This is a genomic window from Bradyrhizobium sp. USDA 4353 (assembly GCF_054063215.1).
This window is the reverse complement of record NZ_JBSSGB010000001.1, coordinates 4,779,427-4,799,433: the sequence shown is the minus strand read 5'-3', so window position 1 is coordinate 4,799,433 and position 20,007 is coordinate 4,779,427. Positions and strand designations below refer to the sequence as shown.

Annotated in this window: 22 protein-coding genes and 1 pseudogene; 9 read left to right on the top strand and 14 right to left on the bottom strand. The window is 63.6% G+C overall.

The annotated features are described in order from the left end of the window. Positions 1-21 precede the first annotated feature (21 nt). The 9 genes and pseudogenes from ACVILH_RS21570 (at position 22) to ACVILH_RS21530 (ending at position 8,645) form a co-directional block, all read left to right on the top strand. Positions 22-384 carry a hypothetical protein gene (locus ACVILH_RS21570; RefSeq protein ID WP_456714670.1) on the top strand — a complete coding sequence of 121 codons (363 nt, stop codon included), beginning with the start codon at positions 22-24 and terminating at the stop codon, positions 382-384. After that, a pseudogene (locus tag ACVILH_RS21565) lies at positions 381-1,562 on the top strand (outer membrane protein assembly factor BamB family protein); the annotation flags it as partial. The gene ACVILH_RS21570 and the pseudogene ACVILH_RS21565, both read left to right, overlap by 4 nt. A gap of 55 nt (positions 1,563-1,617) precedes the next feature. Next, positions 1,618-2,505 carry an outer membrane protein assembly factor BamB family protein gene (locus ACVILH_RS21560; protein WP_456714669.1) on the top strand — a complete coding sequence of 296 codons (888 nt, stop codon included), beginning with the start codon at positions 1,618-1,620 and terminating at the stop codon, positions 2,503-2,505. Positions 2,506-2,818: 313 nt separating this feature from the next. Beyond that, a complete protein-coding gene (ku, locus tag ACVILH_RS21555) occupies positions 2,819-3,748 on the top strand; it encodes a non-homologous end joining protein Ku (protein ID WP_456714668.1) in 930 nt (309 codons plus the stop codon). Beyond that, the gene (locus ACVILH_RS21550) at positions 3,745-4,071 is read left to right on the top strand and encodes a hypothetical protein (RefSeq protein ID WP_456714667.1); all 327 of its coding nucleotides are present in this window, start codon (positions 3,745-3,747) and stop codon (positions 4,069-4,071) included. Before ku ends, ACVILH_RS21550 begins: the two co-directional genes overlap by 4 nt. Before the next feature lie 6 nt (positions 4,072-4,077). Beyond that, the gene (locus ACVILH_RS21545; RefSeq protein ID WP_456714666.1) at positions 4,078-4,683 is read left to right on the top strand and encodes a cell envelope biogenesis protein TolA; all 606 of its coding nucleotides are present in this window, start codon (positions 4,078-4,080) and stop codon (positions 4,681-4,683) included. Positions 4,684-4,917: 234 nt separating this feature from the next. Continuing rightward, entirely contained in the window at positions 4,918-5,766 is an 849-nt protein-coding gene (locus ACVILH_RS21540) for an IclR family transcriptional regulator (RefSeq protein ID WP_456714665.1), read from the top strand. Between the two features lie 201 nt (positions 5,767-5,967). Next, a complete protein-coding gene (locus tag ACVILH_RS21535; protein ID WP_456714664.1) occupies positions 5,968-7,689 on the top strand; it encodes a peptidoglycan D,D-transpeptidase FtsI family protein in 1,722 nt (573 codons plus the stop codon). Positions 7,690-8,012: 323 nt separating this feature from the next. Next, positions 8,013-8,645, top strand: coding sequence for a histidine phosphatase family protein (locus tag ACVILH_RS21530; RefSeq protein WP_456714663.1), 633 nt, complete (start codon positions 8,013-8,015; stop codon positions 8,643-8,645). A 59-nt stretch (positions 8,646-8,704) separates the two neighbouring features. On the opposite strand, the gene ACVILH_RS21525 is transcribed toward ACVILH_RS21530, so the two are convergent. The 14 genes from ACVILH_RS21525 to trbB all read right to left on the bottom strand — a co-directional run bounded on the left by ACVILH_RS21525 (position 8,705) and on the right by trbB (position 19,984). After that, the gene (locus ACVILH_RS21525; protein ID WP_456714662.1) at positions 8,705-8,968 is read right to left on the bottom strand and encodes a hypothetical protein; all 264 of its coding nucleotides are present in this window, start codon (positions 8,966-8,968) and stop codon (positions 8,705-8,707) included. Positions 8,969-9,088: 120 nt separating this feature from the next. Beyond that, on the bottom strand, positions 9,089-9,811 hold the full coding sequence (locus ACVILH_RS21520) for an SOS response-associated peptidase (protein WP_456714661.1): 723 nt from the start codon (positions 9,809-9,811) through the stop codon (positions 9,089-9,091). A 2-nt stretch (positions 9,812-9,813) separates the two neighbouring features. Then, positions 9,814-10,263, bottom strand: a complete 450-nt coding sequence (locus ACVILH_RS21515) for a hypothetical protein (protein ID WP_456714660.1) — start codon at positions 10,261-10,263, stop codon at positions 9,814-9,816. A gap of 9 nt (positions 10,264-10,272) precedes the next feature. Continuing rightward, on the bottom strand, positions 10,273-10,632 hold the full coding sequence (locus ACVILH_RS21510) for a hypothetical protein (RefSeq protein ID WP_456714659.1): 360 nt from the start codon (positions 10,630-10,632) through the stop codon (positions 10,273-10,275). A 273-nt stretch (positions 10,633-10,905) separates the two neighbouring features. Further along, positions 10,906-11,136 carry a DUF2274 domain-containing protein gene (locus ACVILH_RS21505; protein ID WP_009032023.1) on the bottom strand — a complete coding sequence of 77 codons (231 nt, stop codon included), beginning with the start codon at positions 11,134-11,136 and terminating at the stop codon, positions 10,906-10,908. A 2-nt stretch (positions 11,137-11,138) separates the two neighbouring features. Beyond that, complete coding sequence (locus ACVILH_RS21500) at positions 11,139-12,338, bottom strand: TrbI/VirB10 family protein (protein ID WP_456712887.1); 1,200 nt, start codon at positions 12,336-12,338, stop codon at positions 11,139-11,141. After that, positions 12,335-13,282: a P-type conjugative transfer protein TrbG gene (trbG, locus tag ACVILH_RS21495; RefSeq protein WP_456717040.1), complete on the bottom strand. Its 948-nt coding sequence runs from the start codon at positions 13,280-13,282 to the stop codon at positions 12,335-12,337. The genes ACVILH_RS21500 and trbG overlap by 4 nt, the downstream gene beginning before the upstream one ends. A gap of 17 nt (positions 13,283-13,299) precedes the next feature. Continuing rightward, on the bottom strand, positions 13,300-13,983 hold the full coding sequence (trbF, locus tag ACVILH_RS21490; RefSeq protein ID WP_456714658.1) for a conjugal transfer protein TrbF: 684 nt from the start codon (positions 13,981-13,983) through the stop codon (positions 13,300-13,302). A 1-nt stretch (position 13,984) separates the two neighbouring features. Continuing rightward, positions 13,985-15,208: a P-type conjugative transfer protein TrbL gene (trbL, locus tag ACVILH_RS21485; RefSeq protein WP_456714657.1), complete on the bottom strand. Its 1,224-nt coding sequence runs from the start codon at positions 15,206-15,208 to the stop codon at positions 13,985-13,987. Positions 15,209-15,260: 52 nt separating this feature from the next. Then, complete coding sequence (gene trbJ, locus ACVILH_RS21480) at positions 15,261-15,986, bottom strand: P-type conjugative transfer protein TrbJ (RefSeq protein ID WP_456714656.1); 726 nt, start codon at positions 15,984-15,986, stop codon at positions 15,261-15,263. Next, a complete protein-coding gene (gene trbE, locus ACVILH_RS21475) occupies positions 15,986-18,427 on the bottom strand; it encodes a conjugal transfer protein TrbE (protein ID WP_456714655.1) in 2,442 nt (813 codons plus the stop codon). Before trbE ends, trbJ begins: the two co-directional genes overlap by 1 nt. An 8-nt stretch (positions 18,428-18,435) precedes the next feature. Continuing rightward, on the bottom strand, positions 18,436-18,699 hold the full coding sequence (locus ACVILH_RS21470; protein WP_456714654.1) for a VirB3 family type IV secretion system protein: 264 nt from the start codon (positions 18,697-18,699) through the stop codon (positions 18,436-18,438). Continuing rightward, positions 18,699-18,965, bottom strand: coding sequence for a TrbC/VirB2 family protein (locus tag ACVILH_RS21465; protein WP_456712881.1), 267 nt, complete (start codon positions 18,963-18,965; stop codon positions 18,699-18,701). The genes ACVILH_RS21470 and ACVILH_RS21465 overlap by 1 nt, the downstream gene beginning before the upstream one ends. A gap of 53 nt (positions 18,966-19,018) precedes the next feature. After that, positions 19,019-19,984 carry a P-type conjugative transfer ATPase TrbB gene (trbB, locus tag ACVILH_RS21460; protein ID WP_456714653.1) on the bottom strand — a complete coding sequence of 322 codons (966 nt, stop codon included), beginning with the start codon at positions 19,982-19,984 and terminating at the stop codon, positions 19,019-19,021. Between the last annotated feature and the right edge of the window lie 23 nt (positions 19,985-20,007).

The following is a 20,007-nucleotide window of genomic DNA, read 5'->3' as shown; positions in this document are numbered from 1 at the left end:
ATGCAGTCTGGACGCGTTCACTTGACCTCATCTCGCAGCCATCCGCTCGGTCCCATCATCGTCCTCGTCGCAGCCGCTGCAGGCACGCTGCTCGGCCTCTACTATTATCTGACACCCTTGACCGGGATTACCGGAGCGCCCGGCGTGCTGCTCGTCATCGGCTCCAGCCTCGCCCTTGTCATCGACGCTTTCATCCTCTGGTTCGGCGGACGCGGATGGCTGTTCGGTGTGTTCTGGGCGCTCGGGCTGCTCGGCGGGCTCGGCACGATCATTGCCGCCTGGTTTCTGCACGCGTGGTGGCTGGCGGCGGCGACCGTTTTCGTCTTCGTCGGCTTGATCGTGACGCTCGCGTCCCCCTCCCAGCCAAGGAGGGCCGTGGTATGAGCATCCGCTCGGTAATCCGTGGCGCACCAGCTGCAGCGCTCGGTCTGGCGTTGGCGGCCGCGCTGCCGTCGGCCATCGCCCAGAACGACACGAAAGATCCGGCGGCCACCTCCGGGGGCATCCCCGGCCAGCGCCAGCACGAACAGTCACCGCCATCGGGCAATGTCGAAAACCCATCGTCGGCACCGGCCAGCAGCCCATCAGCAACCACCAACGCCGCCGCGCAGCAGCCGTCCGGCAACCTGCCCACGCCGAAGCCGATCCCGCTCGTCCCGGCGCAGGCCACGTGGAATACCTTCCACGGCCAGCTCAACGCGCAGAAGTACTCTCCCCTCACTCAGATCACGGCCGACAACGTCAAATCGCTGGTGAAGGTCTGGGAGTATCACACCGGTGATGTGTCCGACGGCTCCGGCGAGCGGCCGACCAGCGTCTGGTCCGCCACCCCCATCTTTGCAAACGACACGCTGTACATCGGCACGCCGTTCTATCGCGTGATCGCGCTGGACCCCGGGACCGGCAAGGTCAAATGGACCTTCGATTCCAAGTCGACGCTGAAGGCGCTGACACAGCCGGCGCTGAAGAACCGCGGCGTCGCCTATTGGCAGTCGCCCAATCCCGTCGCCGGCCAGCCGTGCCAGAAGATCGTCTATCTCGGCACCATGGACGCGCAGCTCTTCGCCATGGACGCCGATACCGGAAAGCTCTGCCAGGGCTTCGCGAACAAGGGCGTCCTCAACGTCGACCAGTGGAACGACGTCAACAACAAATATCCGCTGTCGCTGCTGCAGCCGCCGACGGTCGCCGGCAATCACGTCATTCTCGGCTGGGCCGGCAAGGACTGGGCCTATGCCGAAGCGCCTCCCGGCACCGTCTTCTCCGTCGATCCGCAGACCGGCCAGCGACAGTGGTCGTTCGCCGCGCTGCCGCCGGACATCGCGCCGCGCACCGGCACCGCCAATGTGTGGACGGGCATGTCGGTCGATGAGGCGCTCGGACTGATCTATCTCCCGGTCTCCAGCCCCTCCCCGAACTACTGGGGCGGCAACCGCACCGAGAAGATCCCGCTCGCCACCTCGACGACGGCGCTCAATCTCGAGACCGGCGAGGTCGTCTGGTCGCGGCAATGGGTGCATCACGACATCTGGGACTACGACATCAACTCCGCGCCGACCTTGATGGACATCACCGTCAACGGGCAGCAGATCCCGGCTTTGATGCAGGCCACCCAAGATGGGCTTCCTGTTCGTCGTCGACCGCCGCACCGGCAAGGACGTCTGGCCGATCGAGGAGCGCAAAGTGCCCGGCGGCGACGGCTCGATCCAGGGCGAAGTCTACGCGCCGACGCAGCCTTTCCCGACCAGGCCGGCGCCGCTGCTGGATCAATCCAAGAAGCCCCCCGTCTGGTGGGTCGCCGACGCGCTCGGGCTCGGCCAATGCTCCCGGATGTGGAAGAACCTCAACTACGCCGGCATGTACTCGCCGCCGACGCACAACAACAACGGCGTGCTCGCCTATCCCGACTCGGCCGGCGGCGTGCAGTGGGGCGGCGTCGCGTTCGATCCGCGCGGCAAGACCGCCATCGTCAACTTCTCGCACGTGGTGCAATCCATCAAGCTCTACCCCCGGAACGAATATGAGCAGCGCGCAGCCGGCTCCGGCAACGAGCAGGGCTTCTATCCGCAGGAAGGCGCGCCCTATGGCATGTCGCTCGACAACGCGCTGAACTGGCTCGGCATGCCCTGCTGGGCTCCGCCGTTCGGCGAAATCGCCGCGATCGACATGTCCACCGGCGACATCAAATGGCGCCGTCCGATCGGCGCGTCCCAGAAATGGGGCTTCTACATGCCGGAGTCGATGGGCTCGGTCACGATCGGCGGTCCCGCGGTGACGGCCGGCGGCGTCATCTTCATCGGCGCCTCGATGGACGCCAAGGTGCGGGCCTACGCTTTGTCCGACGGCAAGGAGTTGTGGTCCGACATCGTCCAGGCGCCAGCGGTCGCCAATCCCGCCGTCTACAAGTACAAGGGCCGCGAATACGTCGCCTTCGTCGCCGGCGGCAACACGATCCTCAAGGACCAGGTCGGCGACCAGATCGCAGTGTACGCCCTGCCGCAGTAGGCACCGTCATTCGCCTCTGCACGATCCAAGCGCTGCGAGACGGCGGCGAGGTCATGCGAGAGCCATGGTACCTTGGTCGCACTGCAACCCAAGGCGTTGTGCTCGAAGACCTGACAGTAAACGCGCAGAAGACGTTCCTGACGCCGACGACGCGGCCATTCCGGCTGCAGTCGAGCGAGGCCATGCCGAGCATGACGATCGGCCCGGGAGGGAGCGCGTCACGGGGTCCCTTGATTCTGATCGGCCGCCATGTCGGAACCCGCCGCCGTCATTCGTCTTGAATCCTGAGCGTTTCAACCGGAGTTCCACGTTCATGGCCCCCCGCGCCAACTGGAAAGGCTTCCTGCGCCTGTCGCTCGTCACCTGCCCGGTGGCACTCTACCCCGCCACGTCGGAGTCCGAGAAGATCAGCTTCAACCAGCTAAACCGGACGACTGGCCACCGGATCAAGTACATCAAGGTCGATGCCGACACCGGGGAAGAGGTCCCCAGCGAGGACATCGTCAAGGGCTATGAGCTTGAAAAGGGCCAGTACATCGAGGTCTCGAAGGAAGAGCTCGAGGAGATCGCCTTGGAGTCCACGCGCACGATCGAGATCGACGAGTTCGTCGACAAGACCGACATCGACCCGCGCTATCTGATCCGCCCCTACTACCTGCGTCCGGACGGCAAGGTCGGCCATGACGCCTTCGCGGTGATCCGCGAGACCATCCGCGAGATGAACAAGGTCGCGATCGGCCGGATCGTGCTCACGAACCGCGAGCACATCATCGCGCTCGAGCCGATGGACAAGGGCCTGGTCGGCACCCTGCTCCGGTATCCCTATGAGGTGCGGTCAGAGCAGGAGTATTTTGAAGAGATCCAGGACGTGAAGATCACGAAGGACATGCTCGACCTCGCCCGGCACATCGTGAACCAGAAGGCTGGGACGTTCGCGCCGGAGAAGTTCGAGGACAATTATGAGACCGCGCTGGTCGACCTGATCAACCAGAAGAGCGCGGGCAAGACGATCCGCCCGAAGGATCGGCCGAAGGGCGAGAACGTCGTCGATCTGATGGAAGCGCTGCGCCGCTCCGTCGGGCAGCAAGCGCAGCCCCCAGAGGCGGCCAAGTCCGCCAAGAAGCCGAAGAAGGCTGCCGCCGGCCAGAAGGAGATGCTGATGCCGATCGCCGGTAAGAAGGCTGCCGCCAAGGTGGCGCCGGCGAAGAAGCCAGCCGCCGGCCGCCAGCGGAAGTCGGCTTGAAGCATCCCGTGACTCCGGACGGGCGCTACTTCGTGGTCCGAGGGCGCCTTTGGCGAATGGCCGATCCGAGGCTCGGAGAGCCCGAGCGTTCCGCGCTGACACGGCAGCTGATGTCTGCCAGGCGCGCCGTTCGAGCCGCCAAGGCGGCGGAGGACCCGGAGGCCGAAGCCGCGGCGCACCGCGCCGTGGACCAGGCCAAGAGAGCGCTGGTCGAGCGGGGGCCGGTCTGGTGGACGGACGGCTCGCCCGACCTGAACCGCCATATGGCTAAGAACACGCCCTACGCGGCATGGTACGCTGAAGCCTCACAGTCGTACAGGTAACCTCTCGTGCCGCGTAAGCTGAAGACCTATCAGACCTCGCTCGGCTTCTACGATCTCGCGATCGCTGCGCCCTCCATGAAGGCGGCCTTGGAGGCATGGGGCGCTGGCAGCAACCTATTTCACCAAGGGGCCGCGAAGGAGACCGAAGATCCGGACGTGGTCGCGGCTACCATGGCGAAGCCGGGCGTGGTCCTAAAGCGTCCGGCCGGATCGAACGGTCGCTTCGCGGAGCATGCCGATTTGCCTGACCTGGATGACGAGCCTGCCAGCGCGAAGAAAAGGCATCGTCCCGATCCCAAGCAGAAGGCGGTGCCCGCGCTCAGCGCCGAAGATGCGCGCAAGGCCGCCGCTGAGTTCGAGCGCGAGCAGAAGAGACGCGAGGCTGAGCGGCGGAGGGAAGAGGCAGCTCGGGAGAAGGTGCGGGCCAAGCGCGAGAAGCTTGTCTCGAAAGCACAGGCGGCGCTGGAAGCAGCGCAGCGGCAGCACGAAGAACGTTCGGAAGCCCTCGAAGGCGAGCGGCGGGAACTGGAGAAGCGCATCGAAGCCGAAGATGCGCGATGGGAGAGCGAGAGGGAGAAGCTCAAGGAAGCACTGCGCCGGGCCAGAGACTAGGTTTCATGGAACACCTCCGGACTGCGGGCCTGCCTTGGCTTCCCGCTTCGCCCCGCTTATCAAATATGATAACCATGTCTATCTGACGGACACAGTAAGGTCGATCGGGCGCCGGTGGCTAACCGGCAGACACAGATCCTCAGTTCATGCCGTCCACAGCATAGACGGGCTTAAGTTGTGTCTCGGTCTTCGGGTCCAGTACTGTCGCTCCATCTCAGGACCGAAGCAGGCGTCATGGCAAAAGCAACCGAATCCGATCTCGAAGACTCCGGCGCGAGCAGTGTGAGAGCCGTGGACCGCGCGATAGCGATTCTGCAATCATTCAGCGCCGAAAACCCCACGATGAGTGTGATCGATATTCAGAAGCGCGTGGGGCTTAGCCGGCCTACTCTCTATCGAATGCTTCATACGCTCTCTCAACGAGGATTGATCGAGGCCGAAGGTGATCCGCAGCGCTTCAGGCTGGCGAACGGCGTCATGGCTCTTGCGCACGTGTGGCTCAAGGCCCTGGAGGTCGTCAACGTTGCGCGGCCAATTGTGGAGGGCTTGCGCGACGCGACCGGCGAAACTGCAGCCTTGTTCAAACTGCAGCAAGATCGAAGGATCTGCGTATTTGAATGCGAAAGCCGGCATTTTCTGTCGATCAGTCGTGGTATCGGCGAATCCCTCGGCATCGCGCAGGGTGCGACGGGCAAGGCCATGCTGGCCTTCATGGACGGCGATCGCCAGGCCGAGTTTCTCAGCCGGATGCCGAAGGACGCGCATCGCGCCAATCTGGAGCAGGCCCTCGCGATCGCCAGACGGAAAGGCTACACGACAAGCCGCGGCGAAGTCGTCCTCGGTGCCGTTGCAGTCGCGGCGCCCTATTTCGATCATCGCGGAGCGGTGAGCGGTGCCGTCGGATTGTACGGTCCCAGCGCAAGGGTCACCGACGATCACCTGGAAGAGTTTGCCCATCTTGTCGTAGACGCCGGACGCAGAATTTCCAGCCTCCTCGGCTTCCAGTCCGGCAATCTCACCCAAGAAGCTGAAACGCACTCTAAAACTCCGAAATCGCAATCTCGGGCTGGCCGGAAACCCTGAGGTCTGCGCTGTGTCCCTCGCCGCCCAAGTCCAGGCGTCGGGCTCACGTTCTTCGGGATTGGCATCGAAAGCAAAAATATGAGAAAAATGTCCACTCTGTAGACACCGCCCGCCGGGCGTGCTAGGTCGATGTGGATGTCGCCTCCCCGCGTCAGCGGGTCGCGCCTCGTTGCTCCAGGCACTTTTCCCTCGCAAGTCTCGATGCCCAGCCCCGCAAAACCATTCAGCCGGCGGCTGACGCAGTTATTCCTGTACGGAAGCAAGGGCCGCGAAGCTAAGACGCGGGCCCGCATTGCGCTCGCGGCAATTGCATTTGCGGCCCTCTACGGCTTGATAGGTTTACGGCTCGCGCAGATCGCAATCGTCGGAGAGGGGCACAATTTGCGGACCGCCGGCGCCGTCGATGCTATTGCTACAGCTCGCCCAGAGCTTCTCGACCGCAACGGGCAAATTCTGGCGATCGATGTCAAGGTTCCCTCGCTCTACGCTGAACCGCGTCGCATCGTCGACAAGGACGAAGCAGTTGAGCTTCTCACGGCAGCGCTCCCTGACCTCGATGGTCTCGAGTTAAGGCAGCGACTGGTTTCCCACAAAGGCTTCGTCTGGTTGAAGCGCGATGTGACGTCTCGGCAGCAGCAGGACATACATCGGTTAGGTATTCCAGGTGTGGGCTTCCTGAACGAGAACAAGCGCGCCTATCCGAGTGGCCAGGAAATGGCGCATGTCCTAGGGCTTGTTAATATCGATAATCAGGGCATCGCCGGGATCGAGAAGTGGCTCGATAGCAGCGGGCTTTTGGATCTTCATCGGGCCGGGTTTGCGACCGATCGACAGCAGGTGCCGATCGAGCTCTCGGTCGACCTCAGGGTTCAGCACGCGTTGCGCGACGAACTCGTCAGCGCGAAGCAGAAGTATCACGCAAAGGCGGCATCCGGCATTGTCAGCAACGTGCGCACGGGCGAAATCGTGGCCATGACCTCGCTGCCCGACTTCGACCCGAACAATCCCAAGGAAGCCAGCGCCCCCGATCGCATCAACCGACTAACCACTGGCGTCTATGAAATGGGCTCGACCTTCAAGGCGTTCACTGTCGCGATGGCGCTGGACTCGGGAAAGATCAGCCTGGACTCCACATGGGACGACCGAAGCAATCTTCATTATGGAAAGTTTACCATCCACGATGACGAACTGCAGCACCGATTCATCACGACGAAAGAGGTGTTCACTTATTCGTCCAACATCGGGGCTGCGCGGATTGCGCTCGGACAAGGGGTGCAGGCTCAAAAAGCCTTCCTCGCTAAGATGGGACAATTATCTCGACTTCGGACCGAACTTCCTGAGGCGGCGACGCCACTTCTTCCAAAGCGGTGGGGCGACATAAACCTCGTCACCATTTCGTTTGGCCACGGCATAGCGGTAGCGCCACTCCAGGCCGTGATGGGGGTTGATGCCCTTGTGAACGGCGGCCTCCTGATTCCGCCAACCTTTCTGAAGAGGAATGAATCCGAGGCCGCCTTGATCGCAAAACGCGTTATCAAAGCTGAAACAAGCGAGAAAATGCGGTTCCTCATGCGCCTCAATGCAGAAGTAGGAACTGCACGAAAGGCCGATGTGGCCGGATATTACATCGGAGGAAAGACCGGAACGGCCGAGAAGGTTGTCAATGGACGCTATGTGAAGAAGCGCGTGCTAACATCCTTCATCGCGGTCTTTCCTGCTGACGAGCCGCGATATCAGGTTCTCATTATGCTAGACGAACCCTCGGGACTGACCGAAACTCACGGGAATATTGCGGCGGCTTGGAATGCCGCGCCAACTGGAGGTCGCGTCATCGCGAGAATTGCCCCGCTGCTCGGTATCGAGCCTCGTTTCACCCTGCCATCGGCGGAGCACCTCATCCTGGCGAACCACAGCGATCGATAGGCTAAGCTATGTAGCCGACGCAGGGCCTCAGCGATCTCCGACTAGGCCAACTGCATTATAGATGTTGGTCTCTTGCGCAAGGTCACCAGGTTCAATCCGGATTATTAGGATTCGATCGCGGCAAGAAATCCAGTTCCACTGCTTCGTCCTAAGAGCATGTCCGGATTCGGGTCAGCGGCGCTGCCAAGCGCCTTCCGTCGCCGCACGGCTATTCGCAGTTGCTCAATTGCGCAAGCGGGAACTTGGTCCGGCCGAAGATTGCGATTGAAACGGACTGCGGTACGCGCGACCATCCTCTGGCCTTTGCACAGAGGAATTCGCGCATGAAGTTTCTTTGGCGCCTCGCATTGTTTGCCGTTCTCGCCGGCTTCTCTCAACCCGCTACCGCCGCCGATACGGCTGGGCTCATCGCTTCACTCAAGCAAGGCGGCTACGTACTGATCTTTCGCCACACCGCTACCGACGACAGTCAAAAAGACATTTATCCTTACAAGTTCGACGACATGAGCGCCCAGCGCCAGCTGAGCGAGAAAGGCCGGGACGTGGCGCGGCAGATCGGGATAGCGATAAGGGAAATCGCGATCCCGGTCGGCGATGTCTACACCAGCCGGCTGAACCGCGCGATCGAGACCGGGAAGCTCATCACCGGCCACGAGGTCAAGCCTCTCGATGCATTGACGGATAGCAGCAACGCGAGTGCGTCCGGAATGGCCAATCCTGCCGGCGCCAATGCAAAGGCCGGCCAAGCGGTACGTCAACTCATCGATGCGCCGCCGAAGGCAGGCACTAACACTGTCCTGATCACCCACAAGACGAACATTGCCGATGCTTTCGGCAAGGAGGCCGGTGACGTCCAGGAAGGCGAGGCTTTCATCTACAAGGTCGACGGATCCGGTCCAGCCGCTTTCGTAGGACGCATCAAGGTCGCGGATTGGCCCGTAAAGGCCAGCAAGTGACAAGCTGCCCAGCAACTCGCATTCGGGTACGCGTACTTGCACGGATAGGTCTGCAATCGCTATTCGGGCAGGCACTCGGGGCAGGTGTCGCCCAGTGTATCCAGGACCTCGCGGACCTCCGCGACGGCTTCGTCAGCCGAGATGCCGCTCGGAGGGTCCTGACGGGCGACATCGACTGCGCGCTGGCGCGCGTGCGGATCTGCCCGGTCCCTTGCCCAACCGTGCTCCTCGCATTCGTGGATGGCTCCAGCCTCTTGCAGGACGTGGATGGCCCAACCTCGCAGACTTCGGATTGCAGGTCTTCGTTCGGTCGTTGTCAGCATCGAAATCACTCCACCAGAACGAATCCTTCCGCCCGCCTGCTCGTTCCGCTCGGTCAGCACGCAGCAGGGATTCGCAATCGTCAGAGCTCGCGTTGGTCCAGGTGTTGCGGGCCTCAAGACCTAACCCGACGGCCAAGGATCCTCTTTCGGACCGGTCGCTACGATCCGCAGCGCGCCGTCTGGTAAGGGCCGCTGTAGCGCCTTGGCCTCGTCCCACGGGCCGCGCAGCCAGGCGTCGAATTCCTCGGATCTAGTCAGGATCACCGGCATCGCCTTCGGGTGCACGGCGCCGACCTCGGCGTTCGGCTCACAGGTGAGGAAACCGTACACGTCGATCGTGACCTCGCCCTCCTTGGCTTTGCGGACCGATGTCCAGGCCGTCCAGAGGCCGGCGAACGCCAGCAATGGCCGGCTCTCGTCGGCGGCGAACCACACGGGCACCTTCTTGCCGTCGATCGTGTCGTACTCGGAGAACGACGTGAACGGGACCAGGCACCGGTGGTCGGGGCCGAGCCAGCGCTTCCAGTGTGCGCTGTTGACGTTGCGGATGTTGGTCGTCCCGCTGTCCGGCTCAAGCCGCAATAGCTCCTTGAAATCAACGGTCTTGCCCTTGGCTTCAAGCTTCTTGGTCGCGTCCATCAACGCCTTCGCAGAGGACGGCATGCCCCACCTCGCCATCGCAAGCTCCAGGCCGGCGGCCGAGGTGCGCACGATCGGCGCCGGGTAGTCCGGGAAGATGCCCGGCATGGACGGCAGGTTGCCCGTGCGGTCGTTCCCCGGCTGCACTCCGAACAGCCGCCGGATGGCGTCGGCGTTCTTGGTCATCGAGTAGAGATTGCACATCGTCAGGTCTCCGGAGCAGCCTGGCGGGGGCGCTGCGCCAGTTGTACCAGCGTCGCAGGCGGCCGGCGATTAGCCCCCGCACACCGGCTGCACCGGAGCCGGCCAGCCAAGTCGTGGACAAAGGTGGTCGGCGGATGGCGCAGCGTGGCCAAGTCAACGTCCCGTCGCGCCTTGCAGCGGGAGCACGCGATCTCGAGCCACGCATAGCCGCCGTTGATCGCCTGGTCGATCGCAGGCGACGGGTCGACCGGGCCGCCGTTGGCCCACATCCGCTCGTTCCAGCTTTCGCAGAGAAGCTTATCGGCTTTGCGGATCAGCGCCTCGCCCTCGGCCCGCGCTTCGGCAGCCTGCTCGGCGAGGATGGTCGTCATGGCGCGAGCCCGGCCGAGCTCCTTCTGCAACGCCTTGCGGTCGCCTCCGCTGAGCGGTGTCGGGTGACGTTTGGGCGCCATCCAGCCGGCTCACCCAAACGACGGCCAGCAGCCGTCCTCTTCGTGGCGTCCCGTCCTCTGCGTGCAGGTGTCGTCGAGCAAGCGCTGACCCACGTCCCGCCAGACGGACTCTGGACCATAAAGCCGGACGGCATCGACCTTCTGGATCTCGACGGTTCGGCCGCAGCGCCGACAGCCGACGCGCAGCACGTGGTCCGGCATCTGATTGAGTCGAAGCAGTCGTCGGGACACGACGGGGCCCGCTTGGTCGCCGCCGGCGCCGGCGGCCTCCAGGAGCGCCTCCCAATATTCCGGCGGCAGGTCGTCATTTGGGGCGAGCCCGCGCCCGGGAGGGGCCCTCCTGCCGACGTGGCGGGCAAGCTGGTCCATCTGTCTCCGGGTCGGCATGCGCCAGCTGGCAGGGCGGTCGGTCGTCATGACCACCATGAGAACACAACATGAACATAGAGTCGAGTCTTTGCACCGCTGCCCAGAGGATTGGTGGGTTCAGGGAGCTTGGCAGCCCGCAATCTGGAACAAGGAAGCCGCCATGCTGCGTCTGTCGGAGACCTCCTTTCAGTGATTGTCCTCTGCCATTCGAAGCCTGCAGCGCTGCGGTGACGTACTCGTCTATGCGGCCCGCCAGAGCCGGCACACCGGCAGTCAACCGCGATCTGAAGTGCGTCTCTTTTTCAAGAACGCACGATCCGTTGCCATAAACCGCGTCACCATCGCCACGATCAGGTTAGGCAGCTCCTGCTCTGCTTTGCCGGTCTGCGGCACGATCAGCTGCGCATAAGCCAAGAGATCGCGATGCACTGAAGCTGGCAACTCTATCGTGAGCTTCACGGGTTTCTCATTGGGCAGCGCCGTAATCTTCAAGATCGATGACATGGCTATCCTCGATAGGGCTCCAATACGAGATCACGATTGACGATCACCCGCACAGGAAAGCCAGGCCTGACGGTCAAAGTCGGCTGAACGTTCATCTGCTGACGTACGAGCTGCTGCCCCGTCTGACTCATTGCGTTGCCGAACCCTTGGCGCAGCGCCTGAAGGATCGTCGCATTGTTCGTATTCGGATTGGCGCCAGCATTCACCTCGCTGGCCACGGACAGCAATGTCGATAGCAGCGCCGCTCCGGCAAGTTGCCTCCAGTGATTGTCCACCTCGTCCGATAGTCCCGAATAGCCGCCGGCATCCGCTCCTTGCTGCCGCTCGAGCACTATGGATCGGCCATTCGGCATGATCAGCCTGGTCCAGACCAGGAGCACCCGCGATTGACCGGCGGTCACCTGGCTATCATAGGCTCCGATCAGCCGAGCTCCTTGCGGCACCAAGAGGACCCGTCCCGAAGGTGTATCGAAGATGTTCTCGGTGACTTGCGCCGTGATTTGCCCGGGGAGATCCGAGCGGATTCCTGTGATGAGGGCCCCCGGAATGACGGTCCCGGCCTGCACCACGTAAGGCGATGTGGGCCTCGTCACGCGATCTGGGCTTGTCGTACGGCGGTCGACAGGCTCATTCACGAACGCGAGCTTTCGCTCTTGCCCATTCTGGGCAATCGGATCGTCAGCGCCTGACGAAACAACCGCCCGATCACTGGTCTGAGACGCGGTCGCCGGCGGTTGTGTCTCGCGGACGTTGGTCGTCGCGAACAGCCGGCTGACGCGGGCAGCCTCCGTCTCCTGCTCGCGCCGCTGCTGGTCCTGGTCTGGCATCCCGGTGGATGCCTGTCCCTGCGCGGCCAGGATCGGCCGGCCGAGATCGCCGGGCAGCGGCGGACCAAGAGTTGGAACGTCCTTCGGCACGCTGGCATAATCGCGCGGCAAGGCCGATACGCCGTCCGCAACGTCGTGGTGCTCAGTACTGAAGAGCTCACCCGAGCCTGACTGGCGTGGTTTGCTGGCCTGCAATGCCCAGATGAAGGCGCCGCCAATCAAGAGTAGAGCCATCGCGCTCCCTCCGGCCAGGACCTTGCGCGACAGCCGTGTGATCGGCGGCGGATCACCCTTCAGTCGCATCTCCTGTGCGCGCTGGTCTGCAACTGCAGACATCTTCGGCGCGTCCGAAGCAATATCCTCCGGACCGGTCATTGGGACGCCCCGTCTGTTCTGACGATCCGGACCTGCTGCTGCTGCTCGCCGCCGAGACGCAGCTCAGCGGCGGCAAACAGACGATCGACGATGATCATGTTGCGGAAGGTCCGGTAGTTGACGATTTCCGGAGAGCCGTCTGGGCCGATCACGAACAGCGGCGGCATTTCACCCTGAACGATGCCGCGGGCGAACTCGATATAGACCTTGCGCCCATCGTCATAGGCATTCACCGGCTTCCAGGGCGGATCATCGCCCTCGATGCGATAGCGAAGATGCCGCCGCGCCGGATCGGGCAATTCGGGTTTCAAGGCAGCTTGTTGCGCACGGACCTTGGCATTCTGCGGATAGTACCAGGCAACGGCCGGCATATACGGCTTCTCGCGCGACCGGAGCTCGATCAGATAGGTCCGCCGGTCGGTGTTGACGACGAGATTGGTCTCGAGCGCTGGACGGGTCGGCTTGACCAGGATGTGCACGCGGCGGGTTTCGCCAGCGCCGCTCTCGGTGTCACCGACGACCCAGCGAACCGTGTCGCCAGCCGACACCGGACCGGATCCCGTGAGCTGCTCGCCCTCCTCGAGCATGATATCGGTGATCTGGCCGGGCGCGGCATAGACCTGATACAGCGCGCCAGGACTATAGGCGTAGATCTGCGCCGCGTTGTAATACCCCCTCTTCCGTGGCTCCACGCGTGCCGCACTATTCGCCATCTCGACTCGATCGAGCGGCTCCGCCTCCTCCTTGACCCCCGCTTTGCCGCCGAGCGACACTTTCCACGCCGGCGGCAAATGCAACGGCCGAGGCTTGTCATCCACGACCGCGGGCGGCGCAGCCAGAGGCGGCACATCGCTGTCGTAGCTGATCTTCGGCGGTGTCGTCGTCGCGCATCCACCAAGCGCACCAGCAATCGCGGCCGCGTTGATCCATCTGGCCCCTAACATCCAGTCGATCGGCTTATTCACTGCGACAACTCCTTCGACCAGTTGATGGCATGGACGTAGACGCCGAGCGGGTTCTTACGGAGCCTGTCGGCATTGTCTGGCATGACGAGGACGATGGTGAGGATCGCGCTCCAGCGCTCGGTCGCGCCGAGCGCGCCGTTCTCATAGCGGCGCTCAACCCAGGCGATGCGAAAGCTGTCGGGTGAAGCGCGGATGACGCTGGAGACCTCGACTGAGACCTGCGTCTTACCGAGCCGCGTGAAGGGATCGTTGGAGCGCGCATAGTCATTGAGCGCCGCCGCTCCGCGATCGGTCGTAAAGTCGTAAGCGCGCAGCCAATTCTGGCGCAGCACGATGCCGTCGGCCGGCAGGCCCCTCACATCCTCGATGAAGCGTGCTAGATGGAAGGCGACTTGCGGATCGGTCGGCCTGTAGTCTGCGATGGCAGGCGCCACGCGCTGGACCTCGCCGAGATGGCCGACCTCGACCACCCAAGGTGTCACCGTGCCGCGCGTCGACTGCCAGACGAGCGCGGAAGCAAAGCCAGCCGCGAGTCCAAGGCTGCCGAACGCCATCAGCCGCCAATTCTTGGCCTGGACTCGCGCCGAACCAATGCGCTCGTCCCAAACCTGAGCCGCCTTCTGATATGGCGTTACGGGTTCGGGCGTACGGCCATAGTGGACGGATGGACGCTTGAACATGTCAGGATTTCCCCTCGGAGAGATCGACGGAGCCGCCATGCCCGCCTTGCTCGGTGTTGCGCACGGCCTGCGTGGTCGTGGATGTGCCCTGTTGAATGGCTTGCGCCGCCTTGATGCGTTGCGCCCAACGGGGCGAGCCGCCGGCCGAACCGCCGCCCTCGGCTGCATGAGAGCGATCGACTCCGCTGCTCCGTGCTTCCGCCTTCTGACGAAGCGGGCTTGCGGTTGCCTCCGCCTCATCAGCTCCGGTCATGCCGCCGCGCAAAACGCTAGACACACCAGAGCGAAGGGAAGCAGCCGCCTTTGCTGAGCCGGATAAGGCAGCACCACCGAACCCCGCAGCTCCTGCCGCGAGACCAGCGCCAGCCACGACAAGGCCGCCTGCCGCCAATGATGCGCCGGCAGCGCTACCGGCGCCCAGCTGCGGCCCGCCCGACACCAGCCCATTGGCAATGCCCGGTCCGAACAGCCCAAGACCCAACAGGGACAGCGACGCCAATACCAGAGCCATGGCGCTGTCGATCGTCGGCGGTTCCCCCCCGGCGGCTTGTGTCAGCTGCGTGAACAAGCTCGATCCGATGCCTGAGATCACCGCCAGTACGAGGACCTTGATGCCAGACGAGATCACGTTGCCGAGCACCCGCTCGGCGGCAAACGCGGTCTTGCCGAACAGACCGAACGGGATCAGCACAAAGCCGGCGAGTGTCGTCAGCTTGAACTCGATCAGGGTGACGAACAGCTGGATCGCCAGAATGAAAAAGGCGAGCAGCACGACCACCCAGGCAAACAGGAGAACGGTGATCTGCACGAAGTTCTCGAAGAAGCTGACATAGCCCATCAGGCCCGAGATCGCCTGCAGGAGGGGACGCCCAGCATCAAGACCCACCTGCGCAATCTTTCCCGGCCGGAGGAAATCCGCCGTCGACAGCGCCGAACCCGAAGCTTTCAACCCTAGGGCCGCGAAGCTCTCGAAGACGACACGGGCGAGGCTATTCCAATTGCTAATGAGATAGGCGAACACCCCGACGAACAGGGTCTTCCGCACGAGACGGGCGATGACATCGTCCTCGCCACCCCAAGCCCAGAACAGCGCCGCCAAGGTGACGTCGATGGCGACCAGCGTCGTCGCCAGATAGCCGACCTCTCCGCCGAGCAATCCAAAGCCGCTGTCGATCGACCGCGTGAACGTCTCCAGGAATTGGTCGATGATGCCCGTTCCGGTCATCGCGCAATCTCCTCATTGGCTGTAGAGCGATCCGCAGATCGGCCACTCATGCTCAGTGGAACATCTGCACGTTCGATGGCTGGTAGCCCTGCCCCGGCGCCAGGAAGCGCCGAAGCTGCTCGCGCCCTTGATCCTGGGCGGCCGCACGCTGCGCCGTATCCAGGCTCTGCGCCCTGCCCTGCGCAGCCACCGCCGCCGTGAGATCGGCCAGCTGTTGCGCCTGCAAGGCCAGGATCTGGTTCCCGGCCTGGGTCACCTGCAGCGCTCCCGTGGCGCCCTGGCTCGCTGTGACCAGTGCGGCCGACTGGCTTCTGACGGCGTCCAGATTGCCGACGACACCCGCCTGGACCTTCAGCGCGTCCTGAAGCGCCGCAACCGAGGTCTGCCAGCGGGACTGCGCGTTATTGACGAGGTCCTGCGCGGTCGCATTCGCTTTCGCCGGCGCATAGGTGGTCGCAAAGGCGCTATTGATCTGCTGAACGTCGTAGGCGAGGCGTTGCGCCTGTTTCAGAAGGTCCTGCGTGCGCTGGATCGACTGCTGCAGCTGCGTCAGCGAAGAGTATGGCAGGCTCGCGAGATTCTTCGCCTGGTTGATCAGCATCTGCGCCTGGTTCTGTAGTGACAGGATCTGATTGTTGATCTGCTGCAGCTCACGCGCGGCGGTGAGGACGTTCTGGGCGTAGTTGTTGGGATCGAACACAACGAGTTGCGCCTGCGACGGCGGTGCCGAAACGAGGAAGATCACAGCGACTGAAGCCACCCATCTCGGCATCCACATCACGAGCCCCTCTCCAGGTTCTCAAGATTCGGTATGAGATCGGCCGCCCAACCAGCACCTCGCTGCCGGAGCCACGCAGCGGCAAACTCCTCCTTCCCGGCCGCCGCCAAAACCTCCGACACGGCCAGTTGGTCTGTCTTGGACGAGACCGCCGTGAATGCGAGCGCCACCTCGCCCAGCCCCAGCTCGAACATCCGGTTGCCGCGGCGGGACTGGCAGTAGTAGTCGCGCTTCGGGATGGCGCGGCTGATGAGCTCGATCTGGCGATCATTGAGGCCGAAACGGCGATAGATCGCCGCAATCTGCGGCTCGATCGCACGCTCATTCGGCAGCAGGATCCGGGTCGGACAGCTCTCGATGATCGCGGGCGCGATCGCCGAGCCGTTGATGTCGGAGAGTGACTGGGTGGCGAAGATGACCGAGGCGTTCTTCTTCCGCAGCGTCTTCAGCCACTCCCGTAGCTGGCCGGCGAAATCGGCATCATCCAGCGCCAGCCAGCCCTCATCGATGATCAGAAGCGTCGGCCGGCCGTCGAGCCGCTGCGCAACCCGGTGGAAGAGATAGGACAGCACGGCGGGAGCGGCGGCCGTCCCGATCAGTCCCTCGGTCTCAAAGGCCTGGACTGATCCATCTCCGAGCGCCTCGTGATCGGCATCCAATAGCCGTCCATGTGCGCCATCAAGGCAGTACGGCTTGAGCGCCCGCTTCAGGCTGTTGGACTGCAGCAGCACCGAAAGGCCGGTCAAGGTCCGCTCGGCGAGCGGTGCAGATGCCAGCGAGGTCAAAGCGGACCACAGGTGCTCCTTGGCTTCCGGGGTGACCACGATCTTCTCACGAGCCAACAGGCTCGTGATCCAGTCTGCCGCCCAGGCGCGCTCGGTCACATCCTCGATCCCGGCCACGGGCTGCAGCGCAACCGAGCTCTCGCTCTCGGCCGACAGCGTACCGCCGAGATCGTGCCAATCACCACCCATGGCGAGCGCTGCGACCCGCATCGAGCCGCCAAAGTCGAAGGCGAAGATCTGCGAGCCGGGATAGCGGCGGAACTGCAGGGCCATCGCCGCCAGCAGAACCGACTTGCCAGCCCCCGTCGGCCCGACCACCAGCGTATGGCCGACATCGCCGACATGAAGCGAGAAGCGGAACGGCGTCGCCCCTTCCGTCCGGCCAAACAGCAGCGGCGGAGCCTTGAGGTGATGGTCGCGCGTCTCGCCGGCCCAGACGGCGGACAGCGGAATCATATGCGCCAGATTCAGGGTCGAGAGCGGCGGCTGGCGAACATTGGCGTAGACGTGCCCAGGCAGACCGCCGAGCCAGGCTTCGACGGCATTCACGCTCTCGGCCATGCAGGTGAAGTCGCGGCCCTGGATAACCTTCTCAACCAGCCGCCGCTTCTCGTCCGCTCGTGCCGGGTCCGCATCCCAGACCGTCACGGTCGCGGTGACATAGGCCTGGCCGACGTCGTCAGAGCCGAGGTCCTGCAGCGCCGCATCGGCATCGATCGCCTTGTTGTGGGCGTCGGTATCCACCAGGCTCGCTGCCTCGCTGGTCATCACCTCCTTCAGAAGAGCAGCCAGCGACTTGCGCTTGGCGAACCATTGCCGGCGGATCCGCGTCACGAGCTTCACGGCATCCTGCTTGTCCAGCATGATGGCGCGGGTCGACCAGCGATAGGCAAAGGCCAGCCGATTCAGGTCATCCAGGATCCCCGGCGTGGTGGCCGACGGAAACCCGATGATGGTGAGCACACGCAGATGAACCGATCCCAGCATCGGCTCGAGGCCGCAAGTGAGCGGCTGGTCCGCCAGCAGGCCATCGAGGTGCATTGGAATTTCTGGGACGCGGACGCGCTGGCGTTGGGTCGAGATCGTCGAATGCAAATAGCTCAGCACGGCATCGTCACCTAGCCAGGCGCATTCCGGCATGAAGCCGGCAATCAGCTGCAGGATGCGATCGGTGCGGTCGACGAAGCTGCGCAGGATCTCCCGGCCGTTGACGCCATCGGATTGCGGCCGCCCTTCGTAGAGCACGCGTTCGGAACGTGCGACGTCCTCGCGCGGCGGCAGATAGAGAAAGGTCAGAAAATAGCTCGACTCATAGTGCGCCCCCTCCTCCTCGAACTGCGCCTTCCGCTCGGCATCGACCAGGGCGGACGCAGCATCCGGAAACACGCAAGGCGGATAAGCCCCCGCCGAATGACGTTGCGCCTCCACGAAGATGGCCCAGCCCGATCCCAGCCGCCGCAGCGTGCTATTGAGGCGGGCGGCGACAGCCACGAGCTCGGACTCGACCGAACTCTCCAGATCAGGACCTCGGAAACGCGCCGTCCGCTGCAGCGAGCCGTCCTTGTTGAGGACGATGCCCTCATCCACCAGCGCCGCCCAAGGCAGAAAGTCGGCCAGACGTATGTTGGTGCGGCGATATTCGGCGAGATTGAACATGGCTTTACTCACTGACCGAGATGACCGGGAATACGCAGATGGCGGCGCACCACTTCGATGAAGGATGGATCACGCTTTGCTGCCCACACCGCCATCATGTGGCCAACGAACCAGAGCAGCAGGCCGAAGAACCAGAGCCGCAGACCGAGGCCCAGCGCGGCCGACAGCGTGCCGTTGACGATCGCGACAGAGCGCGGCGCACCACCCAGCAGGATCGGCTCCGTCAGGGAGCGATGGACCGGCGCGACAAAACCTTTGACCTCTTCATCCATCAGATCACGACCCCGCCGCCGAACGAGAAGAACGACAGGAAGAAGCTCGAGGCGGCAAAGGCGATGGAGAGCCCGAACACGATCTGGATCAGCCGCCGGAAGCCGCCCGAGGTCTCGCCGAACGCCAGCGACAGACCGGTCGTAATGATGATGATCACTGCGACGATCTTGGCGACCGGCCCCTCGACCGACAGCAGGATCTGATTGAGCGGCTGCTCCCAGGGCATGTTCGAACCGGCGGCGCGAGCGGGGGTATCGAGCAGCATCAAGAGCGCCGTCGCAACTGCCCAACTCGCCGGCAATGCTCTTTTCGGTATCGTCACCAGTGATCTCCCATGTGTGCGAGGACGTAGTCTCCGGATTCAGAAAGCCCCTCCACGCGCACGAGCTCGCTCAGGCGGCGCGCGCGACCGCGGCCGGTCAGCACAGCGATGACGTCGATGGTTTCGGCAATCAGGGCTCGCGGCACGGTCACCACGGCCTCCTGGACCAACTGCTCCAGGCGCCGGAGCGCGCCGAGCGCAGAGCCCGCGTGAATCGTACCGATGCCGCCGGGATGGCCGGTTCCCCAGGCCTTCAGGAGATCGAGCGCCTCGGGACCGCGCACTTCGCCGATCGGAATGCGGTCCGGCCGCAGCCGCAAAGAAGAACGAACGAGATCGGAAAGCGAGGCCACGCCGTCCTTGGTCCGAAGCGCGACAAGATTGGGCGCACGGCACTGCAGCTCACGGGTATCCTCGATCAGCACGACTCGATCGGCGGTCTGAGCGACCTCAGCCAGGAGGGCGTTCGTCAACGTCGTCTTGCCCGTCGACGTGCCCCCGGCAACCAGGATGTTGCATCGATCGAGCACGGCCTTCCGCAAGCCATCAGCCTGCACCAAGCTCATGATCCCGTCGGCGACGTAATGATCCATCGTGAAGACCGCGACTGCCGGCTTGCGGATCGCGAAGGTCGGCGCGGCGACGACGGGCGGAATCAGACCTTCGAAGCGTTCGCCCGTACCCGGCAATTCTGCCGAGACGCGCGGCGATCCTGCATGGACCTCGAGTCCGACATGGTGTGCGACGAGACGAATGATCCGCTCGCCATCAGCAGGCGAAACCGTCTCGCCCGTGTCAACCAAACCAGATGCAAGACGATCAGCCCAGAGCCGGCCGTCCGGATTGAGCATCACCTCGACCACAGATACATCATCGAGCAGGATCTCGATCGCAGGGCCCAGGGCCGTCCGCAGCATGCGCGCGCCACGCGAGGCCAACTGCGTTTGAGCGATCCCGGTCACCCCTGATCTCCGACTCGTCAAGC

What these genes read in the sequence shown, in the direction of transcription:
- ACVILH_RS21560 (WP_456714669.1), top strand. Translation starts at nt 1,618, where the DNA reads ATGGGCTTCCTGTTCGTCGTCGACCGCCGCACCGGCAAGGACGTCTGG.
- ku (WP_456714668.1), top strand. Translation starts at nt 2,819, where the DNA reads ATGGCCCCCCGCGCCAACTGGAAAGGCTTCCTGCGCCTGTCGCTCGTC.
- ACVILH_RS21540 (WP_456714665.1), top strand. Translation starts at nt 4,918, where the DNA reads ATGGCAAAAGCAACCGAATCCGATCTCGAAGACTCCGGCGCGAGCAGT.
- ACVILH_RS21535 (WP_456714664.1), top strand. Translation starts at nt 5,968, where the DNA reads ATGCCCAGCCCCGCAAAACCATTCAGCCGGCGGCTGACGCAGTTATTC.
- ACVILH_RS21530 (WP_456714663.1), top strand. Translation starts at nt 8,013, where the DNA reads ATGAAGTTTCTTTGGCGCCTCGCATTGTTTGCCGTTCTCGCCGGCTTC.
- ACVILH_RS21525 (WP_456714662.1), bottom strand. Translation starts at nt 8,968, where the DNA reads ATGCTGACAACGACCGAACGAAGACCTGCAATCCGAAGTCTGCGAGGT.
- ACVILH_RS21520 (WP_456714661.1), bottom strand. Translation starts at nt 9,811, where the DNA reads ATGTGCAATCTCTACTCGATGACCAAGAACGCCGACGCCATCCGGCGG.
- ACVILH_RS21515 (WP_456714660.1), bottom strand. Translation starts at nt 10,263, where the DNA reads ATGGCGCCCAAACGTCACCCGACACCGCTCAGCGGAGGCGACCGCAAG.
- ACVILH_RS21510 (WP_456714659.1), bottom strand. Translation starts at nt 10,632, where the DNA reads ATGGACCAGCTTGCCCGCCACGTCGGCAGGAGGGCCCCTCCCGGGCGC.
- ACVILH_RS21505 (WP_009032023.1), bottom strand. Translation starts at nt 11,136, where the DNA reads ATGTCATCGATCTTGAAGATTACGGCGCTGCCCAATGAGAAACCCGTG.
- ACVILH_RS21500 (WP_456712887.1), bottom strand. Translation starts at nt 12,338, where the DNA reads ATGACCGGTCCGGAGGATATTGCTTCGGACGCGCCGAAGATGTCTGCA.
- trbG (WP_456717040.1), bottom strand. Translation starts at nt 13,282, where the DNA reads ATGTTAGGGGCCAGATGGATCAACGCGGCCGCGATTGCTGGTGCGCTT.
- trbF (WP_456714658.1), bottom strand. Translation starts at nt 13,983, where the DNA reads ATGTTCAAGCGTCCATCCGTCCACTATGGCCGTACGCCCGAACCCGTA.
- trbL (WP_456714657.1), bottom strand. Translation starts at nt 15,208, where the DNA reads ATGACCGGAACGGGCATCATCGACCAATTCCTGGAGACGTTCACGCGG.
- trbJ (WP_456714656.1), bottom strand. Translation starts at nt 15,986, where the DNA reads ATGTGGATGCCGAGATGGGTGGCTTCAGTCGCTGTGATCTTCCTCGTT.
- trbE (WP_456714655.1), bottom strand. Translation starts at nt 18,427, where the DNA reads ATGTTCAATCTCGCCGAATATCGCCGCACCAACATACGTCTGGCCGAC.
- ACVILH_RS21470 (WP_456714654.1), bottom strand. Translation starts at nt 18,699, where the DNA reads ATGGATGAAGAGGTCAAAGGTTTTGTCGCGCCGGTCCATCGCTCCCTG.
- ACVILH_RS21465 (WP_456712881.1), bottom strand. Translation starts at nt 18,965, where the DNA reads ATGCTGCTCGATACCCCCGCTCGCGCCGCCGGTTCGAACATGCCCTGG.